Source organism: Pseudoduganella violacea, assembly GCF_014191875.1.
Classification (GTDB): domain Bacteria; phylum Pseudomonadota; class Gammaproteobacteria; order Burkholderiales; family Burkholderiaceae_D; genus Rugamonas; species Rugamonas violacea_A.
Genome location: NZ_JACHXD010000001.1, coordinates 635,203 through 655,653 on the forward strand (window position 1 = coordinate 635,203; position 20,451 = coordinate 655,653).

At 65.4% G+C, this 20,451-nt stretch carries 17 protein-coding genes; 11 read left to right on the forward strand and 6 right to left on the reverse strand.

Annotation, left to right across the window (positions count from 1 at the left end; translation table 11 throughout):
• The first annotated feature begins 3 nt into the window (after positions 1–3).
• On the forward strand, positions 4–1,398 hold the full coding sequence (locus tag FHS03_RS02790) for a thioredoxin family protein (protein ID WP_183439468.1): 1,395 nt from the start codon (positions 4–6) through the stop codon (positions 1,396–1,398).
• A gap of 107 nt (positions 1,399–1,505) precedes the next feature.
• On the opposite strand, the gene FHS03_RS02795 is transcribed toward FHS03_RS02790, so the two are convergent.
• The 3 genes from FHS03_RS02795 to FHS03_RS02805 form a co-directional block, all read right to left on the reverse strand.
• The gene (locus FHS03_RS02795) at positions 1,506–1,919 is read right to left on the reverse strand and encodes an STY0301 family protein (RefSeq protein ID WP_183439469.1); all 414 of its coding nucleotides are present in this window, start codon (positions 1,917–1,919) and stop codon (positions 1,506–1,508) included.
• A complete protein-coding gene (locus FHS03_RS28000) occupies positions 1,916–2,287 on the reverse strand; it encodes a BPSL0067 family protein (protein ID WP_371871573.1) in 372 nt (123 codons plus the stop codon). Before FHS03_RS28000 ends, FHS03_RS02795 begins: the two co-directional genes overlap by 4 nt.
• A gap of 235 nt (positions 2,288–2,522) precedes the next feature.
• Positions 2,523–3,419: a LysR family transcriptional regulator gene (locus tag FHS03_RS02805; protein WP_183439470.1), complete on the reverse strand. Its 897-nt coding sequence runs from the start codon at positions 3,417–3,419 to the stop codon at positions 2,523–2,525.
• 100 nt (positions 3,420–3,519) lie between these two features.
• Here FHS03_RS02805 and FHS03_RS02810 point away from each other — a divergent pair, with 100 nt between their 5' ends.
• Positions 3,520–4,518, forward strand: coding sequence for an aldo/keto reductase (locus FHS03_RS02810; protein ID WP_183439471.1), 999 nt, complete (start codon positions 3,520–3,522; stop codon positions 4,516–4,518).
• A 178-nt stretch (positions 4,519–4,696) separates the two neighbouring features.
• Complete coding sequence (locus FHS03_RS02815; RefSeq protein WP_183439472.1) at positions 4,697–6,325, forward strand: methyl-accepting chemotaxis protein; 1,629 nt, start codon at positions 4,697–4,699, stop codon at positions 6,323–6,325.
• A gap of 98 nt (positions 6,326–6,423) precedes the next feature.
• Here FHS03_RS02815 and FHS03_RS02820 read toward each other — a convergent pair whose 3' ends face one another.
• Positions 6,424–6,870 (reverse strand): hypothetical protein, encoded by a 447-nt coding sequence (locus FHS03_RS02820; protein WP_183439473.1) that lies wholly within the window; start codon positions 6,868–6,870, stop codon positions 6,424–6,426.
• A gap of 138 nt (positions 6,871–7,008) precedes the next feature.
• Here FHS03_RS02820 and FHS03_RS02825 point away from each other — a divergent pair, with 138 nt between their 5' ends.
• The 6 genes from FHS03_RS02825 to FHS03_RS02850 are packed head-to-tail and all read left to right on the forward strand — an operon-like array spanning position 7,009 to position 15,472.
• The gene (locus FHS03_RS02825) at positions 7,009–10,545 is read left to right on the forward strand and encodes a response regulator (protein WP_183439474.1); all 3,537 of its coding nucleotides are present in this window, start codon (positions 7,009–7,011) and stop codon (positions 10,543–10,545) included.
• A gap of 14 nt (positions 10,546–10,559) precedes the next feature.
• A complete protein-coding gene (locus FHS03_RS02830; RefSeq protein ID WP_183439475.1) occupies positions 10,560–11,393 on the forward strand; it encodes a CheR family methyltransferase in 834 nt (277 codons plus the stop codon).
• The gene (locus tag FHS03_RS02835) at positions 11,393–11,998 is read left to right on the forward strand and encodes a chemotaxis protein CheB (protein ID WP_183439476.1); all 606 of its coding nucleotides are present in this window, start codon (positions 11,393–11,395) and stop codon (positions 11,996–11,998) included. Before FHS03_RS02830 ends, FHS03_RS02835 begins: the two co-directional genes overlap by 1 nt.
• Positions 11,998–13,173 (forward strand): hybrid sensor histidine kinase/response regulator, encoded by a 1,176-nt coding sequence (locus tag FHS03_RS02840; protein ID WP_183439477.1) that lies wholly within the window; start codon positions 11,998–12,000, stop codon positions 13,171–13,173. Before FHS03_RS02835 ends, FHS03_RS02840 begins: the two co-directional genes overlap by 1 nt.
• 11 nt (positions 13,174–13,184) lie before the next feature.
• Positions 13,185–15,203 (forward strand): S8 family serine peptidase, encoded by a 2,019-nt coding sequence (locus FHS03_RS02845; RefSeq protein ID WP_183439478.1) that lies wholly within the window; start codon positions 13,185–13,187, stop codon positions 15,201–15,203.
• A gap of 32 nt (positions 15,204–15,235) precedes the next feature.
• Entirely contained in the window at positions 15,236–15,472 is a 237-nt protein-coding gene (locus FHS03_RS02850; protein WP_183439479.1) for a hypothetical protein, read from the forward strand.
• Here the strand turns inward: FHS03_RS02850 and FHS03_RS02855 are convergent.
• The gene (locus FHS03_RS02855; protein ID WP_307729484.1) at positions 15,462–17,024 is read right to left on the reverse strand and encodes a methyl-accepting chemotaxis protein; all 1,563 of its coding nucleotides are present in this window, start codon (positions 17,022–17,024) and stop codon (positions 15,462–15,464) included. The two genes, FHS03_RS02850 and FHS03_RS02855, sit on opposite strands and share 11 nt — an antisense overlap.
• 236 nt (positions 17,025–17,260) lie before the next feature.
• Between FHS03_RS02855 and FHS03_RS02860 the strand changes: the two genes are divergently transcribed.
• Entirely contained in the window at positions 17,261–17,728 is a 468-nt protein-coding gene (locus FHS03_RS02860; protein WP_183439481.1) for a DUF2244 domain-containing protein, read from the forward strand.
• On the opposite strand, the gene FHS03_RS02865 is transcribed toward FHS03_RS02860, so the two are convergent.
• Positions 17,725–18,336: an OmpW/AlkL family protein gene (locus FHS03_RS02865; protein ID WP_183439482.1), complete on the reverse strand. Its 612-nt coding sequence runs from the start codon at positions 18,334–18,336 to the stop codon at positions 17,725–17,727. The two genes, FHS03_RS02860 and FHS03_RS02865, sit on opposite strands and share 4 nt — an antisense overlap.
• Positions 18,337–18,575: 239 nt before the next feature.
• On the opposite strand from FHS03_RS02865, the gene tssF reads away from it, so the two are divergent.
• Complete coding sequence (tssF, locus tag FHS03_RS02870; protein WP_260108362.1) at positions 18,576–20,384, forward strand: type VI secretion system baseplate subunit TssF; 1,809 nt, start codon at positions 18,576–18,578, stop codon at positions 20,382–20,384.
• Positions 20,385–20,451 lie beyond the last annotated feature (67 nt).

A 20,451-nucleotide genomic window follows, 5' to 3' on the forward strand; every position in this document is an offset into this window, starting at 1 on the left:
ACGATGGCGGGCGCGATCGAGTGGCAGAGCGGCGACTTCAGCGCCGCGCAGGCGCTGGCCAGAACGGCCGGCCGTCCCCTGTTCCTGTACTGGGGCGCGGGCTGGTGTCCGCCCTGCAACCGGGTCAAGTCGGAAATCTTCAGCCGCGACGAGTTCGCCGTCCGCCTGCGTGGCCTGGTGCCGTTCTGGCTCGACGGCGACGCGCCCGGCGCGCAAGCGCTGGCCGCCCAGCTCAAGCTGCGCAGCTATCCGACCCTGGTGCTGTTCGCGCCCGATGGCAGCGAAATCACGCGTCTGCCCTGCGAACTGGACGGCGAGCTGTTCATCGCCGCCCTCGATGCGGCGCTGGCCGCCACGCATAGCGCCGCGCAATCGCTGCAAGCGGCGCTGGACGGCAGCCGCATTCTGGACGCCGCCGAATGGACGCTGCTCAGCCACTATTCCTGGGATACCGATGAAGGCGTGCTGCTGGCCGGCCGCGCGCCGGGCGCCACGCTGACCGCGCTGGCCCAGGCCGCCGCGCCGGTCGCGCCCGACGCCGCCATCCGCCTGCGGCTGCTGTCCCTGCTGTTCCCGGCGGCCGAAGCGGCTCCCGCCGCTGCCGGCACCGCTACCACCGCGCACGCTGGCGCCGCCGCGCTGGCGACGGCGGCAAGCGTCGCCGAATTGCTGCTCGGCGTCTGCCGCGACGCCCGGCTGGCCCGCGCCAATATGGACATCTTCGGCAACAGCGGTGCCCAACTGCTGAAGCTGGCTGGCGCCGCCCAGCCCGGGCTGGCTGGTGCCCTGGCGCAAGCGGCCCAAGCCTGGGCCGACGATATGTGGTTGTCCGTGCCCGACCGCCTGACCGCCGTGCGGCTGCAAATGCGTATGGCCCGCTTCGGCCACGCCGCCGCCGGCCTGCCCGAGCTAGTGCGCGCCCGCGTCGCCGAGGCGCTGGCCGCCGTAGACGACGCCTACGAGCGCCACACCCTGGTCAACACCGCCGTCAGCGCCCTGAACGACGCCGGTCTGCCGGCTGAAGCCGACGCCCTGCTGCAAGCCGAGCTGGCGCATTCGCACTCGCCCTACTACTTCATGCTGAGCCTGGCTTCCAGCGCCAAGCGCCGTGGTGACGCGGCCGGCATGCTGTCCTGGTATGAGCAAGCCTGGCGCGCCGCCGCCGGCAGCGCCACCCGCCTGCAATGGGGCGTCACCTACCTGATCTCCCTGCTCGACAACAGCCCCGGCGACAGTCCCCGCATCGAGGATGCCGCCGCTGGCCTGCTGGCCGACCTGAGCGCCACCGCCGACGCCTTCCGCCAGCGCAACCTGGCCCAAGTCCGTCGTCTGGCCGCCAAGCTCAGCGGCACCCCCCACGCCCCCGCCCTCCAGCAAGCCCTGCACCCCGCCCTCTGACCCACTGACCACTGCCCAGCCCGTGTCCACCTTGGGGGCAGACGGGGACGCCGAGACCCCAATCGGACACAGACTGGACGGCTATCCGGCAGGCTCGGCTTGATGAACTATTCACAGTCAATCTGCTGCACGCTGGCATAGTTGGTCGCGTGGTCGAGGATGAATGTGCAGCGCTGAATATTGGCGGGCAAGCTGCGGCTTAGCGTGAGGGACGTGTCGGTATACAAGCAAATGAGCCATGGCTGACGAATGTTTCCAAGCTCATAAACCAAGGCTTTGTTCTTGCCTTTTTTGATCTCGCGCGTAGGCATCAGCAGAATCCGGCGTTGTGGCGCCCCTTCGCTAATTTCAGCGGTCTGGAGAGGATGCTCCCGTTCGGCGGCAGCATCAAAACCGACCCATCCGCCGGGAGCCTCGGCTGTCTGTCGCACGACTAAGCCAGCAGGGCATGCGAGTTCGGCGCTCTGTGCCGCAAGTGCCGTAGCCGCAAGAGAGAAAATTGCCAGCGATGCTGTCTTCATTCGATCACCGCATAAGCATCGCCATCGTCGGAAGGGCTGCCCTTGCCGCCGCGAAAAGCGATGAAGCGTTTTCGGATCAATCCCTTGGGTACTCTGCGGAATTGCTCAATGACCCAAATCCCGAACTGTTCCTGTCCTAAATAGAAGGCGGCATGGTTGCCGGTGCGCCGGTTCTGGTATCGCCTCTCCTTGAAGGTAGCGATGGCGGTGCCGGCTGGTAGTGTCATATTGCCTCTGACCCCGCTTCCCATTTTCCAATGCATGGTTGTGGGAAGGCCTGCGTAGTGCTGGACCAAAGCGACACATTCATGTGAGCCGACCCATTCCTTGCCCTCCAGCTTGGCTGCTTGTTCGTATCTGTATGCCACGACGTCCTCCCCTTTCAGAAATTGACGCTTCAGCTTAGTCCGTCTAAACAAGATTGCTTTGGGGTAAAGCAAGCCCCTTGTTCTGCGACTACGCCCATCAAGTTGGATGGACGCCGGTCCGTTGTGCATCGGATAAGCCAACAGGCAATCTACAGTTCAGTCCGTGTCCGATTGGGGACTTGGCGTCCCCGTCTGACCCCAAGGTGGACGGGACTGCCATCCGGCGGGCTTGGCGCTAGCGCAGCTGCAGGGTGGCGGCCAGCCAGTCGACGAAGACGCGCACGCGGGCCGAGAGGTGGCGGCTGTGGGCGTAGACGATGGAGACGGGCAGCGGCGCGGCGCGCCAGGCGGGCAGGACTTCTTCCAGCTCGCCGCTGGCGAGCAGCGCTTCCATGCCGAGCCGCGGCGCCTGCATCAGGCCGAGGCCGGCGCGGCAGCTGGCGACATAGGCTTCGGCGCTGCCGACCGAGACGCGGCTGCGCATGGTCACGGTGTGGCTCTGGCCGTCGGCGTCGAGGTATTCCCAATCCAGGTCCCGCCCGCTTTGGCTGGAGAAGAAATTCACCGCGTAGTGCTGCTTCAGATCGGCCAGCGTCTGCGGCCGTCCGTATTGCGCCAGATAGCTGGGCGCGGCGCAGTTGACCTGCTCCATGGCGCCGACGCGGCGCGCGATCAGGCTGGAGTCGCGCAGGGTGCCCACGCGCAGCGCGCAGTCGATGCCTTCGCCCACCAGATCGGCAAAGCGGTCGCTGGCGCCCAGCCGCACCTGGATCTCGGGATAGGCGGCAAAAAACGCGGGCAGGGCCGGAATCACGATCAGGTGCGCAATGCGCTCGGGCAGGTCGACGCGCACCACGCCGGCCGGCCGCTTGCCGCTGCCGAGGAAGAGGGCGTTCATATCCTCCAGTTCATTGAGCAGGGCGCGGCAGCGCTCCAGATACACCACCCCTTCCACCGTCAGGCTGACCTTGCGCGTGGTCCGCTGCAGCAGGCGCACGCCGAGCTGTTGCTCGATGGCCTGCACCGCATTGGTCACGGTGGGACGCGGCAGGCCGAGCTGCTCGGCGGCCTGGGTGAAGCTCTTGCTGTCGGCCACGGCCTGGAAAATCTGCATGCTGCGGAATTGGTCCATTGTTATGTTTGGCCGAATAAAGATGTAGGAATTCGTGTATTTATTACGCGAATCCAGAATAGCACAATGGCTGCACCTCAACGCTTCTGGAGATTCGCACATGCAAACCCGCCAACTCGGCCGCACCGGCCCGCGCACCGCCCAACTCGGCCTGGGCCTGATGGGCATGTCCGACCTGTACGGCCCGGCCGACCGCGCCGAAAGCCTGGCCACCATCCACGCCGCGCTGGAAGCCGGCGTGACCCTGCTCGATACCGGCGATTTTTATGGCATGGGCCATAACGAAATCTTATTGGGCGAAGCCTTGCGCGGCCAAAAACGCGAGCAAGCCCTGGTCAGCGTCAAATTCGGCGCCCTGCGCGATCCGGCCGGCGGCTGGAGCGGCTACGACGCCCGTCCCGCCGCGGTGAAGAATTTCGCCGCCTATTCGCTGCAGCGCCTGGGCCTGGAGCACATCGATATTTACCGTCCCGCCCGCCTTGATCCGAACGTGCCGATCGAAGACACCGTGGGCGCCATCGCCGACCTCGTCAAGCAAGGCTATGTGCAGCATATCGGCTTGTCCGAAGTGGGTGCCGATACGCTGCGCCGCGCCCATGCCGTGCACCCCATCAGCGACTTGCAGATCGAATATTCGATGATTTCGCGCGGCATCGAAAACGGCGTGCTGCAGACGGCGCGCGAGCTGGGCATCGGCATCACGGCCTATGGCGTGCTGTCGCGCGGCCTGATCTCGGGCCACTGGAGCGCACAGCGCGCGGGCGAGGCCGATTTCCGCGGCCAGTACAGCCCGCGTTTCCAGGGCGAGAACCTGGCGCATAACCTGGCCCTGGTCGAGCGCGTGCGCCAGGTGGCCGACAGCCTCGGCATCTCGGTGGCGCAGCTGGCGATCGCCTGGGTGCTGGCGCAAGGACAGGACATCGTGGCCCTGGTCGGCGCGCGCCGCCGCCAGCGCCTGCAGGAAGCGCTGGGCGCGGACCAGGTGGTGCTGGGGGCGGCCGATCTGGCCCGCCTGGAGGAAGTGCTGCCGGCCGGCGCGGCGGCGGGCGAGCGCTACAACGCCTACCTGACCGTTGACCTGGACAGCGAAAAGCAATAAACAATATAGCCGCTTAAACCACGATTTGCCTTATTGTTTTTAAGCAATTTACACACATTGTTGCATCCAGGCCGCATGGCGTTTGCCCTGCGGCCATTTTATTTCCGTTCGGAATCGAACGCGGTTATTCTTGGCCTCCAGTACCAAAACAAATTCTTTCTGGTATCAGGAGACTCAGGTGAACAATTTGTCATTCAAGCAGAAGTTGTGGATTCCCTTGCTTTGCAGCCTGCTCTGCATCTCGGCCGTGTTTATTTACGATGCGCTGCAAATGCGCAATGTGCGCATCGAAGAGCGCAAGAACGATCTGGCCGACGTGGCCGATGTGGGCTTGAGCGTGCTCAAGCTGTACGGCGAGAAGGCCCAGTCCGGCGCCATGAGCAAGGAAGAGGCCCAGGCCCAGGCGCGCGCCAGCATCAAGGCCATGCGCTTCGGCAAGGATGGCTATTTGTCCATCGTCGGCACCGACGGCATCGCCCTGATGAATCCCTTCAAGCCGGAAAACGACGGCAAGAATCTGCTGGACTTCAAAGACCCCAAGGGCACCTATCTGTACCGCGACATCACCAATGTCGCCAAGAACGAGGGCTCCGGCTTCGTCAGCTACTGGTGGGCGCGTCCCAACGCCACCGAGCCTTCACCCAAGCTGAGCCGCGTCGCCACCTACAAACCCTGGGAGTGGTCGCTGGTGACGGGCGTGTATATGGATGATATCGACGCCGCCTTCTATTCCCAGCTGATGAAGTCGGGTGTGCTGCTGCTGGTGGTGTGCCTGATCCTGGCCGCCATTGTGGGCGCCATCAACCGCAGCCTGCACCGCGCCATCGGCGGCGAACCCGAGTATGCGGAAAAAGTCGCCTCGCTGATCGCCGCCGGCGACCTCAGCGTGACGGTGGACACGGCCAGCGGCGACCGCAGCAGCATGCTCTACGCCATGAAGACCATGCAAGCCAATCTGGCCAACACGATAGGCGAAATCCGCCGTGCCGCCGACACCATCGCCATCGCCTCGGCCGAAATCGCCAGCGGCAATATGGATCTGTCGGCGCGCACCGAATCCCAGGCCAGCTCGCTGGAAGAAACCGCCGCCTCGATGGAAGAGCTGACCTCGACCGTGAACCAGAACGCCGCCAACGCCGTGCAGGCCAACCAGCTGGTGCAATCGGCCGCCCAGGTCGCGCAGCAGGGCGGCACCGTGGTCTCGCAGGTGGTGCAGACCATGGACACCATCAACGCCTCCTCGCGCCGGATTGTCGACATCATCGCCGTGATTGACGGCATCGCCTTCCAGACCAATATCCTGGCCCTGAATGCCGCCGTCGAAGCGGCGCGTGCCGGCGAGCAAGGCCGTGGCTTCGCCGTGGTCGCCTCCGAAGTGCGCAACCTGGCCCACCGCAGCGCCGCCGCCGCCAAGGAAATCAAGGAGTTGATCAACGATTCCGTCGGCACCATCGAAAGCGGCAGCACCCTGGTGGCGCAAGCCGGCAGCACCATGGACCAGGTGGTGGAAAGCGTTTCGCGCGTGACCCAGATCATGGCCTCGATCACCGACGCCTCGAGCGAGCAAAGCACCGGCATCGGCCACGTCAACCAAGCCATCACCGAGATGGACTCCGTCACCCAGCAAAATGCCGCCCTGGTGGAAGAAGCGGCGGCCGCCGCCGGCGCCATGCAGGAGCAGGCCGCCACCCTGGCCCAGCTGGTCAGCCGTTTCCGTCTGACGGCCGGCGAAGCCAGCGCCGCCGCCCAGCCCGCCCAGCGTAGCCAACGCGCCCCGGCAAGACAGCGCGCCCTGAGCCACGCCTGACCCGACTGCGTGAAGCAATAGTTCAGCCTAACGGCTCAGCCCGTGTCCACCATGGGGTCAGACCCCAATCGGACACGGGCTCGGCCGTTAGGTGGGGCTTATTCGGTGGTTTCGGCGACGGCGGGGGCGTCGGCGGGGACTGCGGCTTTGGGCGCGGGGGCGGGTTCGAAGACGAGCTTGTCGGCGTCGCCGCGGAAGACGCCCAGCTTCTGGCCGCTCGCTTCGCCGCCTTCCTGCAGTGCGCAGCTCTCGGTTTCCACTTGCCAGACTTGCTTGCCGGCGCGCAGGCTCCAGTGGCGCTCGCCGCTGCCGAACAGCTCCACTTCCGTGTCCAGGATCGGCAGTTCGGTCAGCTGTAGCTGGCGCTGGCAGTCGGGCAGGCGCGCCGCCATCAGCGTGATGCGCGCATCGTCGCTCCAGAAATAATCCTGCTGGCGGCGCACGCTGAGCGTGTGCTCCTGGGTGCTGTCCGCGTAATAGGTGGCCGTATCATTGATGCAGCCGGCCAGCAGCAGCGGGAGCAGGGCGGTCAGGATCTTGCGCATGGTGGTCTTCGCTTGTTATTCACGTAACGAAATTCATTATAGCGGTGCGCGCATGGGCCTGCATCATCGGTGCGGGGTCTTCCATGAAATTGCTATAAGATAAAGCCCATTTCTTACTGAACTACAGGCTCGTGCGCCATGAATGGACAGTCCTCTCTCGACGACCAGAGTTTTCGCCGTGTTCTCTCCCGCAATATCACGCTGCCGCTGGCGGCCGGCGTGGTCAGCGCCGGGGTGTTTGTGGCGGTGCTGGCCTATCTGCTGAGCGCCCTCAACTGGGTCGAGCATAGCGAGCGCGTGATCGGCAATGCCCAGGAGGCGCGCAAGCTGACGGTGGATATGGAAACCGGCATGCGCGGCTTCCTGCTGACGGGCGATGAAAGCTTCCTCTCTCCCTACAAGCTGGCGCGGCCCAAGATCGATGCCGCGCTCGACGTGCTGGCCGGCCTGGTCAAGGACAACAGCCAGCAGGTCGACCGCATCCGCAATATCCAGGCCCAGCAAAAGCAGTGGGAGGGCGTGGCCGAGCATATGATCGCCACGCGCCGCGCCAACGGCGATTATCTGTCCCTGGTGCGCAGCGGCCGCGGCAAGGTCGAGTTCGACGAGGTGCGCGCCCAGTTCCAGAGTTTCGTCGCCACCGAGGAAAGGCTGCGCGGCGAACGCACGCGCCAGTCGCGCAATGTGACTTTTTTCACCACCATCACCTACCTGACGCTGAGCCTGATGCTCAGCGGCGCCCTGGCCTATTTCGGGCGGCGCGACCTGATGCGCCTGTCCAGCGCCTTCGGCAAGGCGCTGCAGGCGCAAACCGAGCAGTCGGCCAAGCTGGAGCAGCAAGCCTGGATGCGTTCCGGCCAGGGCCAATTGGCGGAGCAGGGCATCGGTCAGATGGCTTTGCCGCTGCTGTCTTCCACGCTGCTGCAATTCCTGGCGCGCTATCTCGACGTGGCGGTGGCCGCCCTGTATGTGCGCGAAGCCGACGGCAGCCTGCGCCGCGTGGCCGCCTATGGCTTCAGCCATGAGGATATGGAACACGGCCAGCAACTGCTGCCGGGCGAGGGTATCGTCGGCCAGGCGGCGCAGGGACGGCGCCTGGTGCATCTGCAAGACCTGCCGCCCGCTTATCTGAAGGTCAGTTCCGCGCTGGGCAGCGGCCAGCCGCTGCAGGTGGCGGTGCTGCCGGTGGACAGCGACGGCAGCGTGAACGGCGTGGTGGAACTGGGCTTCCTGCGCGCGGTGGGCGAGCGCGAACTCGATTTCCTGCGTTTGGTGGCGGGCAATATCGGCACGGCCATCGAGACCACCCAGGCGCGTCAGCGCCTGCAGGAAGTGCTGGCCGAAACCCAGCAGCTGAACGAGGAATTGCAGGTGCAGCAGGAAGAGCTACGCACCGCGAACGAAGAGCTGGAAGAGCAGTCGCGCGTGTTGGAGCTGTCGCAAGCCAGCCTGGAAAACCAGAAGGCGGAGCTGGAACAGAGCAATGAGCAACTGGCCGAACAGGCCGTCGCGCTTGACCAGAAAAACGCCGCGCTGGGCGATGTGCAGCAGCAGCTCGAAGAGCGGGCGCGCGATTTGGAGCGCGCCAGCCAGTACAAATCGCAGTTCCTGGCGAATATGTCGCACGAGCTGCGCACGCCGCTGAACAGTTCCCTGATCCTGGCCAAGCTCTTGTCCGATAACGAGGCGGGTAATCTGAGCGAGGAACAGGTGCGTTATGCGCAAACGATTTACGGCGCGGGCAATGACTTGCTTAATCTGATCAATGACATCCTCGATATCTCCAAGGTCGAAGCGGGCAAACTGGAACTGGCGCCGGAAGAGCTGCAGCTGGAACCGCTGGCCGAACGCCTGGCGCGCGCCTTCGAACCGCTGGCGCTGCAAAAGGGATTGGACCTGGTGGTGGACCTGGAACCCGGCCTGCCGCCCACCATCTTCAGCGACGGCCAGCGCCTGGAGCAGATTCTGAAAAACCTGCTGTCGAACGCGATCAAGTTCACCGACCAGGGCAAGGTGATTCTGCGCCTGTCGCCGGGCGAGCAGGGCCAGGTCAGCTTCGCGGTCAAGGATTCCGGCGTCGGCATTCCGCGCGAGCAGCACGAAAACATCTTCGGCGCTTTCCAGCAGGCCGACGGCAGCAGCAGCCGGCGCCATGGCGGCACGGGATTGGGCCTGTCGATCTCGCGCGATCTGGCGCGCCTGCTGGGCGGCACGATTGCGTTGAGCAGCACGCCGGGACGCGGCAGCACTTTTACCCTGACCCTGCCGGCGCAATGGGCCGTGCCGCCGCTCGCGCCCGCAGCGTCGGCGCTGGCCGCCGGCGCGCAACTACCGGTGGCCGGCATTGCCGCGCCGCCGCTGGCCACCTCGCCGCCGCGCTCCATCTCTCTGGCGCCGGCCGGCATCGCTTCGGCATCCAGCGCCAACGGCGCCCATGTCCCCTTGCCCGCCGTGCCGCGCGCCTTCAGCGATGATCGCGACAACGCGCCGCCGCCCGAACGCAGCGTGCTGGTGATCGAGGATGAAGCGGCGTTCGCCCGCATCCTGTTCGACCTGGCGCACGAGATGGGCTACCGCTGCCTGGTCGCCTTCTCCGCCGAGGAGGGCTTGCAACTGGCCGCGCAGTACCGGCCCGACGCCATCCTGCTCGACATCCGCCTGCCTGACCGTTCCGGCCTCTCGGTGCTGCAGCTGCTGAAGGACAATCCGCTGACCCGCCACATTCCCGTGCACGTGGTCTCGGCCGCCGAGAATGCCGAAGCGGCCCTGCATATGGGCGCGGTCGGCTATGCGCTCAAGCCGGCCACGCGCGAGCAACTGACCGAGGTATTCAGCTGCCTGGAACGCAAGTTCACGCAGGAGATCAAACGCATCCTGCTGGTGGAAGACGATGCGCGCCAGCGCGACAGCATGGTGGAGCTGATCGCCGACGACGATATTGAAATCCGTGCCGTGGAATCGGGCGAGGCGGCGCTGGAGCTGCTGCGCAGCACCGTCTTCGACTGCATGATCATCGACCTCAAGCTGCCGGACATGCAGGGCAACGAGCTGCTGCAGCGCATGTCGCGCGAGCCGATCGCCTCCTTCCCGCCGGTGATCGTCTACACCGGCCGCAATCTGACGCGCGCCGAGGAAGCCGACCTGCACAAATATTCGCGCTCCATCATCATCAAGGGCGCGCGTTCGCCGGAACGCCTGCTCGACGAAGTGACCCTGTTCCTGCACAAGGTGGAGTCCGAACTGTCCAGCGAGCGCCAGAGCATGCTGAAAACGGTGCGCAGCCGCGACCGCGTCTTCGAAGGCCGCCGCATCCTGCTGGTGGACGACGATGTGCGTAATATCTTCGCCCTCACCAGCGCGCTGGAACAGAAGGGGGCCGTGGTGGAAATCGGCCGCAACGGCCAGGAAGCCCTGGACAAGCTGGACGCCGTGCCCGAGATCGACCTGGTGCTGATGGACGTGATGATGCCCGGCATGGACGGCCTGGAAGCCACGCGCCGCATCCGTGCCGACGCGCGCTTCCCGCGCCTGCCCATCATCACCGTCACGGCCAAGGCCATGAAGGACGACCACGAACAATGCCTGGCGGCCGGCGCCAATGACTACCTGGCCAAACCCATCGACCTGTCGCGCCTGTATTCGCTGCTGCGCGTGTGGATGCCGGTCACCGACTGAGGATGGAGCACGCGATGTCCGGCCACCATCACCACCAAAGCGATATCGAAATCGAGCTGGCCATGCTGATGCAGGCCATCTATATGAAGTACAGCTACGATTTCCGCGACTACACGGGCGCTTCGCAAAAGCGGCGCGTGCTGTATGCGATGGGCCAGATGGAGTGCCGCACCATCTCGGAACTGCAGTCGCGCGTGATGCACGAGGCCGAGGCTTTTAGCGCGCTGCTGCAATACCTGACCATTCCCGTCACCGAGATGTTTCGCGATCCGGCATATTTCGCGGGCCTGCGCGAGCATGTGCTGCCGGTGCTGAGCACCTATCCCTCGCTGAAGATCTGGGTGGCCGGCTGCAGTACCGGCGAGGAGGTGTATTCCCTGGCCATCCTGCTCAAGGAAGAAGGCCTGCTGGAACGCAGCATCATCTACGCCACCGACATCAATCCGCAATCGCTGGAAAAGGCCAAGAAAGGCGTGTTCCCGTTGGAGAGCATGCGCCAGTACACCGAGAACTACCAGGCTTCGGGCGGCCGGCGCGCCTTCTCCGACTACTACACCGCCGCCTACAACGCGGCCCTGTTCGACCGCGGGCTGTGCGAGAACGTGACCTTCGCCGACCACAGTCTGGCGACCGACAGCGTGTTCGCCGAAACCCAGTTCATCAGCTGCCGCAATGTGATGATCTACTTCAAGCGCAAGCTGCAGGAAAGGGCGCTGGGCCTGTTCCACGAGTCGCTATGCCATCGCGGCTTCCTCGGCTTGGGCAGCAAGGAGAGCATCGATTTTTCCAGCTACGGCCCGCGCTTCGAGGCGGTGGCCAAGCGCGAACGCCTGTTCCGGAAACTTTGATGGACACGCGCGCCGCCATCGCCCAAGTCCTGCGGGGACGCCAGATTGACGCCGTCGCCATCGGCGGCTCGGCCGGCGGAGTGAATGCCCTGCTGCAGATCCTGCCCGGCCTGCCGCCGCATTTTTCGCGCCCGGTGATTGTGGTGCTGCATGTGCAAGGCGGCCGCCAAAGCCAGCTGGCCGAAGTCTTCCAGCGCCAGTTGTCCTTGCCGGTGCGCGAAGCGGGCGACAAGGAAATCATCGTTCCGGGTACGCTCTACTTTGCGCCTTCGGATTACCATCTGTCGGTGGAGACGGATGGCAGTTTTTCCCTGAGCTGCGAGCCGCCCGTGAACTTTGCCCGCCCCGCCATCGACCTGATGATGGCGTCGGCCGCCGATACCTATGGCGCCGGCCTGCTCGGCATCCTGCTGACCGGCGCCAACCATGACGGCGCGGCCGGCCTGGCGGCGATCGGCGAGGCGGGCGGCGTGACGGTGGCGCAGAACCCGGACGACGCCATGGTCGGCACCATGCCGGAAGAAGCCATACGCCTGCGCATGCCGGACCTGATCTTGCCGCTGTCGGATATCCGCAGCCTGTTGTCGATGCTGGAGAACACTTGATGGAAATGGAAAGTACCAAGCTGCTGATTGTGGATGACCTGCCGGAGAATCTGCGCGCCCTGAATGCCTTGATCCGCGGCGAAGGGCGCGCGGTGTTCCAGGCCGCCAGCGGCGAAGAGGCGCTGGCCCTGCTGCTGGAACACGATTTCGCGCTCGCCATTCTCGACGTGCAGATGCCGGACATGGACGGCTTCGAGCTGGCGGAGCTGATGCGCGGCACCGACAAGACCCGCCACATCCCGATCGTCTTCGTCAGCGCGGCGGGCAAGGAGCTGAATTACGCCTTCAAGGGTTATGAGACGGGCGCCGTCGATTTCCTCTACAAGCCGCTGGACGCCGACGCCGTGCGCAGCAAGGTGAACGTCTTCGTCGACCTGTATTGCCAGCGGCGCGAGATCCGCCGCCGCGTCGAGCAGCAGGAGGCGACCATGCGCGAGCTGCATGCGGCGCAGGATGAGTTGCGGCGCGCCCTGCATATGCGCGACGATTTCATGTCCATGGTGGCGCACGAGCTGCGCACGCCGTTGAATACCCTGTACCTGGAATCGCAGATGCGCAAGATGCAGCTCGAACGCGGCACCCTGCCTGCTCTCGACAGCGCGCAGACGCGCCGCATGGTGGAGCGCGACGAGCGCCAGATCCGCAGCATGATACGGCTGATCGACGATATGCTGGACGTGTCGCGCATCCGCAGCGGCACCATGTCGATCCGTCCCTGCGATACCGAACTGCTGCCGCTGCTGGAACGCGTGGTGGCCGACCTGGAAACCCAGGCCGCCAATGCCGGCAGCGTCATCAGCCTGAACGCCAGCCATAACGTCAGCGGCTGCTGGGACGAGTTCCGCATCGAACAGGTGATTATCAACCTGCTGACCAATGCGCTGCGCTATGGCGGCGGCCAGCCGGTGGCCGTCACCTTGAGTTCGACACCCAGCCAGGCAATGATCGAAGTGGCGGACCATGGCCCCGGCATCGCGCCTGAGCAACAGGTGCGCATCTTCGAGCCGTTCGAGCGCGTGGGCGGCAAGGAAGCCCCGGCGGGGCTTGGCCTCGGCCTGTATATTTCGCGCCAGCTGGCGGAAGCGCATGGTGGCAAACTGGCGGTCAGCAGCCGCGTTGGCGAAGGCGCGGTGTTCAGCCTGATCTTGCCGCGCCAGGCCGCGCAATCGGCGTGACGGCGGGCGTCATGGGCACGAGGGGTACGATGGGCAAGCCGCGGCCACGGGCGGGCAAGCTGGCAAGCGCCGTGCAAGGCGACGTGCTGCGCGCCGCCGCGCTGCTGCCGTCGATCACCCGCTTGCAGGCGCTGGCCGGCGATTTCTGCGGCGCCGTGACGGAGAACCCGAGCCTGCCCGAACAGCGCCAGATCCTGCGCCGCGTGCATAGCCTGCTGAATCTCTCCGTATGGCTGGACGGGCCGGACATCGCCCTGAAACCGGGCAGTCCGCGCGTCACCGCCGCGCATGTGAACGGCGCGGTCGATTACTGCCTGCACGCTTACCGCCACCTCACGCTGTTGGCGCAGAAGCTGGCCTTTGTCGATCTGCTGCTGGACTTCTTCCAGACGGCGCTGGGCGGCGACGGCCAGGCCATCGTTGCCGCCGCCGAACGCTTGCGCGCCGCCGCTGATGCGGTGCGGGCGGCCGAAACGCAGCCCCGAACCAGTGCCGGCGCTATGCCGCCCTACCGTCTGTCCGACTTCCGCGCGCGCGACTGGGAAGCCGCGGAATACGTGCTGCTGCCGATACGCGGCCTGCGCTCGCCCGCGCTGGCGGAGCTGCAGCAGGCGCCATCCGCTGATGCTCCCTTGTCAGCATCGGTGGCATCCCTGTCCGCCGAGCAGGCGGCGCATCTGGCGACGCCCAATATCCTGCATTCCTCGCATGAAGATGGCCCCAAGCTGGCCGCGTTGACGCAAAGCGATGTGCTGCGCCTGAAGATCAGCGCACCGGGCGTACGCGTGCTGCCGCAGGTGTTTTACGAACCGGCGCGCAGTCCCATGCTGGAACTGGCCCCCGCCTTGCGTGGCGAGACGGCGGTCGCCGCGCAGCTGCGCGTGGGCGTGGTGGATGCCGCCACGCGGCAGCCGGTGATGGGCGCGCGCCTGGTCGCCTTCACCGATTTCGCCGCACGTCTGGGCGCGGAAGGCGTCAGCGATGCGGCGGGAGAGATCCAGCTTGCTTTGTCGGCGGAGCGGAAGATCGAGGTCCTGGTGGTGTATGGACCGGCCGGCTACTGGGGCCTACACCGCGCCGCCACGACGCTGGAAGAGGGCGCGCGCCTGCCGCTGCAAGCCGTCGACCTGAATATCCCCGACCATCTGCAACTGCTGTATGGCGCGAACAGCCCAAGCGCAGGCGAGGGCGTGACGGTGGGCGTGATCGACACCGGCATCGACGCCAGCCACCCGCATCTTATGTTGGCCGGCGGCGCTGCCTTTGTGGTGGCGGAAAGCGATGCCGGCGGTCCCGGCCCCGCCGCCGTCGAAGGCGGGCATGGCAGCCATGTCGCCGGCATCCTGGCCGGACGCGGCGCGGCGCCCGGCGGCAGGCGCGGCGTCGCGCCCGGCGTCAAGCTGATGAGCTACCGCGTCTTCCCGAATGCCGGCGGTGGCGCCTCCAACTACGACATCATCCGCGCCATCGACCGCGGCGTGGCCGATGGCTGCGACCTGCTCAACCTGAGCTTCGGCGGCGAGGTGCGCGACGAGGCCGTGCGCGAAGCGATCAAGGACGCTTTCGACAAAGGCGCGCTATGCCTGGCCGCCAGCGGCAACGACCGGCGCGGCGGCGTCAGTTACCCCGCGCGCTGGCCCGAAGCGCTGGCCGTGGCCGCCGTGGGCCGTCTTGGCGGCTTCCCGGCCGGCTCGTCGGAAGAACTCGATGCCCAGGCGCCGTTTTCGCCGCTCGACGCCAGCCTGTTCGCGGCGGGTTTCAGCAATATCGGCAAGGAAATCGACCTGGCCGGGCCGGGTGTGGGCATCGTCTCCACCGTGCCCGGGGGCGGCTATGGCGTGATGAGCGGCACCTCGATGGCCTGTCCGGCGGTGGCGGGAGCGGCGGCGGCCCTGCTGGCGCACCACCCCGCAGTCCTGGCCATGCCGCGCGACAGCCGGCGCGCCATCGAGATGCTACGCCTGCTCAATACGGCGGCGCGCAGCATGGGGTTCGCGCGCGAGTATGAAGGACTGGGCCTGCTGCCCTGACGCTGGGCCCGGCCATGGAGTAGACTGGAATCATGCGCCACCTGCTCTTACGCCCAACCCGCCACGCCAGCCTGAGTGCCGACGAGGCCGAGCATATTGTGCGCGGCTTCGCCGCAGCGCGCATCCTGGGCCGGGACGGCAAGACCATGCTGGTCGATTTCGACCCCTGCGAGCTGGACGCGCTGCGCCAGCGCCTGCCCGGCTGGCTGGTGAGCGAACAGGGACCAGCGGTCCCCGTGCCGGACAGCTGCCTGCATATCAAGCCCTGAGACGCATCGCGCCAGCGGCCGAAGCGCCGGTCTTGAAGAAGCCCACCACTTCGGCCAGACGCGCCGCCTGCTCCTGCATGCTTTGCGAGGCGGCCGCTGCCTGCTCCACCAGCGCGGCATTCTGCTGCGTTACCTCGTCCATTTGCGAGATGGCGACATTGACCTGCTCGATGCCGATGGTCTGCTCCTGGCTGGCCGAGGTGATTTCGCCCATGATGTCGGTCACGCGCTGGATGCTGGTGACGATATCGTCCATGGTCTGGCCCGCATCGTTGACCAGGCGCGAACCGGCATCCACATTCGCTACCGATGCCGAGATCAATTCCTTGATCTCCTTCGCGGCGGCGGCCGAGCGCTGGGCCAGATTGCGCACCTCGGAAGCCACCACGGCGAAGCCGCGCCCCTGCTCGCCGGCGCGCGCCGCTTCCACGGCGGCATTCAGCGCCAGGATATTGGTCTGGAAGGCGATGCTGTCGATGACCGAGATGATATCCACGATGCGGCGCGACGATTCGTTGATCGTACCCATGGTATCGACCACTTGCGAAACGATGGCGCCGCCCTTCATCGCCACCTCCGACGCGCTCTTGGCCAGCTGGTTGGCCTGGCGCGCATTGTCGGCATTCTGTTTGACGGTGGAGGTCAGTTCTTCCATCGAGGACGCCGTTTCCTCGAGCGAGCTGGCCTGCTCCTCGGTGCGCGAAGACAGGTCCAGATTGCCCGCGGCGATTTGCGACGAGGCCGTGCCGATGGTATCCGTACCGCTGCGCACCTGGCTCACCACATTCAGCAGGGAGTCATTCATGGCCCGCAGCGCGTTCAGCAGGCGGCCCGTTTCATCGCCGCGCCGGCTGTCGATGCGCGAGGACAGATCGCCCGACGCCACCGTTTCAGCCACCGTCACCGCCTCGTTCAGCGGCAGCGTGATCGAGCGTGTGATGAACAGGGCAATGGCCGCGCCCAGCAGCACGGCCAGGGTGCCGATGCCGATCATGGTGGCCTGCGAGCTGGCGTAGACATGCTCGACATCCTGCCCGGCATCGCTGACCTGCTGCGCCTCGTAGCGGATCAGCGCATCGAGCGCGCCCAGCACGCGCGCCAGATTCGGTCCCGACTCGCGCAGCAGGAACTCGGTGGCGTCCTGGATCTCGCCCTCCTTGCGCAGCGCGATCAGCTTATTGTTCTTGGCGCCGCCATCCTTGAGCGCCTGGTCGACGGCGGCCATCAGTTCGCGCTCCTTGTCCGAACTCAGTTTCTTGAGCAGGACTTCTTTTGCCGCCCCATACTTCTTGCGCGCTGCCGCGACTTTTTCCAGCTCCGCCTCCATTGCAGGCGTGCCCGGCACCACGATCATCGTCGTCAGCGCCTGCGAGATATTGCGCACATGGTCCACCATCTCATTGGCCGCTGCCATCTTCACGTTCTTATCGCTGACGATATCGTGGGTCCGGCTCCCGATACTCGACATCGACCGCAATCCCAGCAACAGCACAGCAACCAGCAGCACCAGCACCGCGGCAAAACCCAGGCCGAGGCGGGTGCCAATTTTCATATTGGCAAGCGACATACAAGATCCCCATAGCGGTTAGCGAAGGCAAACACCATTGTTCCCCTAAACCAGTGCGCGCAGCGCTAAAAAGCTGAGGTTGTCGCAAGGAAACAACGCCATCTGATGCCGGCCGTGACGCGGTCGTTGTCGCCGAGTTTGCTGCTGCTGACGAGGGCGGCGCCAGCGCATTGGCCACGGCTGGCCGTACAATATTCGTGTCGATGTATCAAGGAGAGGATGTGCCGCCGGATCCGTCCATCGGCCAGCGCGAATGGCTGCTGCGCCGTAATTGCTCGCTGACGCCGCGCCAGATGGGGGCGGCGTTTGCCGTGCTCTGCCTGATGTCGCTGGCGGTGGCGGCCATCTTCATCGCGCAGGGCGTGTGGCAGATCCTGCTGTTTACGGCGCTGGAGCTGACGGCGGTGGCCGTGGCCTTCCTCTGCTACGCGCGCCATGCGGCCGATTACGAACAGATTGTGCTGAGCCAGGGTAGCTTGCTGGTGCGCAAGGTGGTGGGTGGGCGCGAAGCGCTGGTCCGGCTCGATCCGGACTTTATCCGCATCGAGATGCCGCGCCAGCCGGGCGACCTGATCCATCTGTGCACGCGCGAGGCGAACGTGGCGGTCGGCTATTTTGCGACCGAAAAAAAACGCCGCGAGCTCGCGAACGAGCTGCGGCGGGAACTCCAGGGTGGAATTTTTAATTAGAAGCGGTAGCCCACGCCCACGCCGATCAGCACTGGGTCAACTTTGACCTTGCTGGCTTTTACGCCGCCGATCATCACGTCGCTGCGGATCTGGATTTTTTTGATGTCCAGGTTGAGCGACCAGTTTTTGTCCAGTTTGTAGTCCACGCCGGCTTGCACGGCCAGACCAAAGCTGTCGTGCTCCAGGCTGGCAGCGCCGTCCAGGATCTTGTTCTTGGAGAAGGTGGTCCAGTTGATACCGGCGCCGACGTATGGGCTGAATTGCGCGTCAGGCATGAAGTGGTACTGTACCAGCAGGCTTGGTGGCAGGTGCTTGAAGGTACCGATGGTTTTGCCATCCAGACGCACATCATGTTTTTGCGGGTAGGTCAGCACCAGTTCCGCAGCGATGTTTTTGGTGAAGAAGTAGGAGATGTCCACTTCAGGGATGGTCTTCTTGCTGACGGACAGGCGGTCGGAGGCGCCAACGCCACCCAGCGGGTCGGATTTGTCGGCCGGATCGATGTGCACGGCGCGCGCGCGCACTTGCCATGGAGTGGTTTGGGCCGACGCGTTGACTGCCATCATGCCTGCCGTTACTGCCAATACTGCCAGGATTGCTTTCTTCATTTCACTTCCTCTTTCACGTTGTTATCAAGTAACGGTTGAGAGTGTAGTGATGCGATGCAGCAATTTCTTTGATCTAAGTCAAAATTGTCGGAAACGTTTGAATGCGGTCGATTGCGCATCCAGCGGCGCGGGATACTGGGCAATTTGCCCCTTTCAAAAGAGAAATTGTTGCAGTATGTCAATCTCATTGAAATTCGGCCTGTCATCATGGAAGTGGGATCAGCGCAGGCGGAGGGCATATGGAGGCATGGCGGCCGTATTATGAGCAGGAGTTGGTCATGCTGCGCCAGCACTGCCAGCGCTTGGCCGGCGAGTATCCCGGACTCGCCGCCGCGCTGGCGCTGGCAGCGGAGGCGGGCGTCGATACCAGCCTGGAGTGGCTATTGCAAGCCAGTGCCTTCCTCAATGCCCGCCTGGCGCAGCGGCTTGACCGCAGCCATGATGGTTTCGCCGCCGCGCTGCTGGAGCAGCAGCAAGCCCACTATTTGCGCCCCCTGCCGTCCGGCGCGATCGCCCAGTTCGACTGGAGCGGTCTCGGCCCCGGCAGCCTGAGCACAGTGAGCACCGTCGCCCGCGGCAGCGAGCTGAAAGCGCTGCAGGGCGGCGTGGCTGGCGCCTGCCGGCTGCGTACCGTGCAGGACGTCCACATTGCGCCGCTGCACATCGGCGCGCTGCGCTTTCAGCCCGTGTTCGATGCGCCGGCCACCCTGCGGCTGCCGCCGGATGCGCACTCGGCCATTAGCCTGCGCCTGGACAGCCTGGCATCCACGCCGGCAGCGATGCCGCAGAGCTTGCCCATGCTGCGTCTCTTCCCCGATGGCGAAGCGGCTCTGCGCGCGGCCCTGCGCGACAGCCTGTTGCTGCAAACCGTCGTCTGCTACGTCGAATGCGATGGGCGCTGGCAGCGGCTGGCGCAGAATCCGCTGACGCCCGTCGTGCCGGAAGCCGTGCACCTGCCGCCGGCGCCGGGCGACGATCCAGCCTGCCGTCTGCTGAGCGAATATTTCGCCTATCCCGACAGCTTCGATTTCTGCGACCTGGACCTGGCCGCCGTGGCGGCCGCTGCCGGACAACCCACCAGCCGCAGCCTGCATGTGCACTGGGTGCTGCGTGATCTGCGCCAGCGGCCTGCCTTTCGCTTGCTGCATCAGTTGGCACCCCGGCATCTGCGACTGGGCTGCACCCCGGTGATCAATTTGTTCGCGGCGGCGGCTGAGCCGCTGCGCCTGGCGCCAGGCGAGACCAGCGCGCCATTGCGCCCAAGCCGGGCACGGCAGGAATCTTGCGAGATGTATTGTGTTGAACGGGTAGGCCTGCTGCGCAAGGGGGGGGAAGCGTCGGCCACCGTCTTCCAGGCCGGCCGCGCATTGCTGGCGGCTAGCGGTCCCTATTGGCAGCTGCAGCGCGAAGACGCCATGCTGGCCGCCGTCGAGGGCCATGCCTTCCGGCTGGCGCTGCTGGACCGCGACCGGCGTCCCCTGGCGCTGGCGGGCGCAACCCTGTCCATCCAGCTGAGCTGCAGCAACGGCGAGTTGCCGTCGACACTAATGCCGGGGCAGGCGTCGGGCGACCTGGCCAGCGAAGCGGGCGTCGGCAATTTCCCGATCCGGCTGCTGCGGCGGCCCTCGGCAGCAAGGCCCGCCGCACTCGACCCAAGCGCCTACCGCGAAGCCATCGCCGGCCTGGCGCCGCGCCCATCGCTGCTGGGGCGGGAAGGCTGGCCCGCCTTGCTTTCCCTGCTGCGCTGCCACGTGGCGGCGGACGATGTGCAGGGACTGCGCCTGCTGTCCGGTCTCGGCAGCCTGGCAACCCAGCCGGCCATGCTGTGGCGTAGCGGCCAGCCCTGGCATGGCCGGGCGCTGTATTTGAGCATCGATGAGCAGGCCTTTACTGAACGGAGCCTGTACGCCTTTGCCCTGGTGCTGAACCGCTTTCTCGCGCGCTATATCCACACGCACAGCTTCGTCCGCTTGCATCTGCTGGCCCAGGCTTCCGGCGTCGAGTTGCTGCGCTGTCCGCCTTGCGCAGGCAGTTTGCCCCTGGTCTGACACGGAATTGCTTATCGTCAATGCGCCGAACTTGCCGTGTGTAAAGATGAAGCTAGCCTTCATCGCA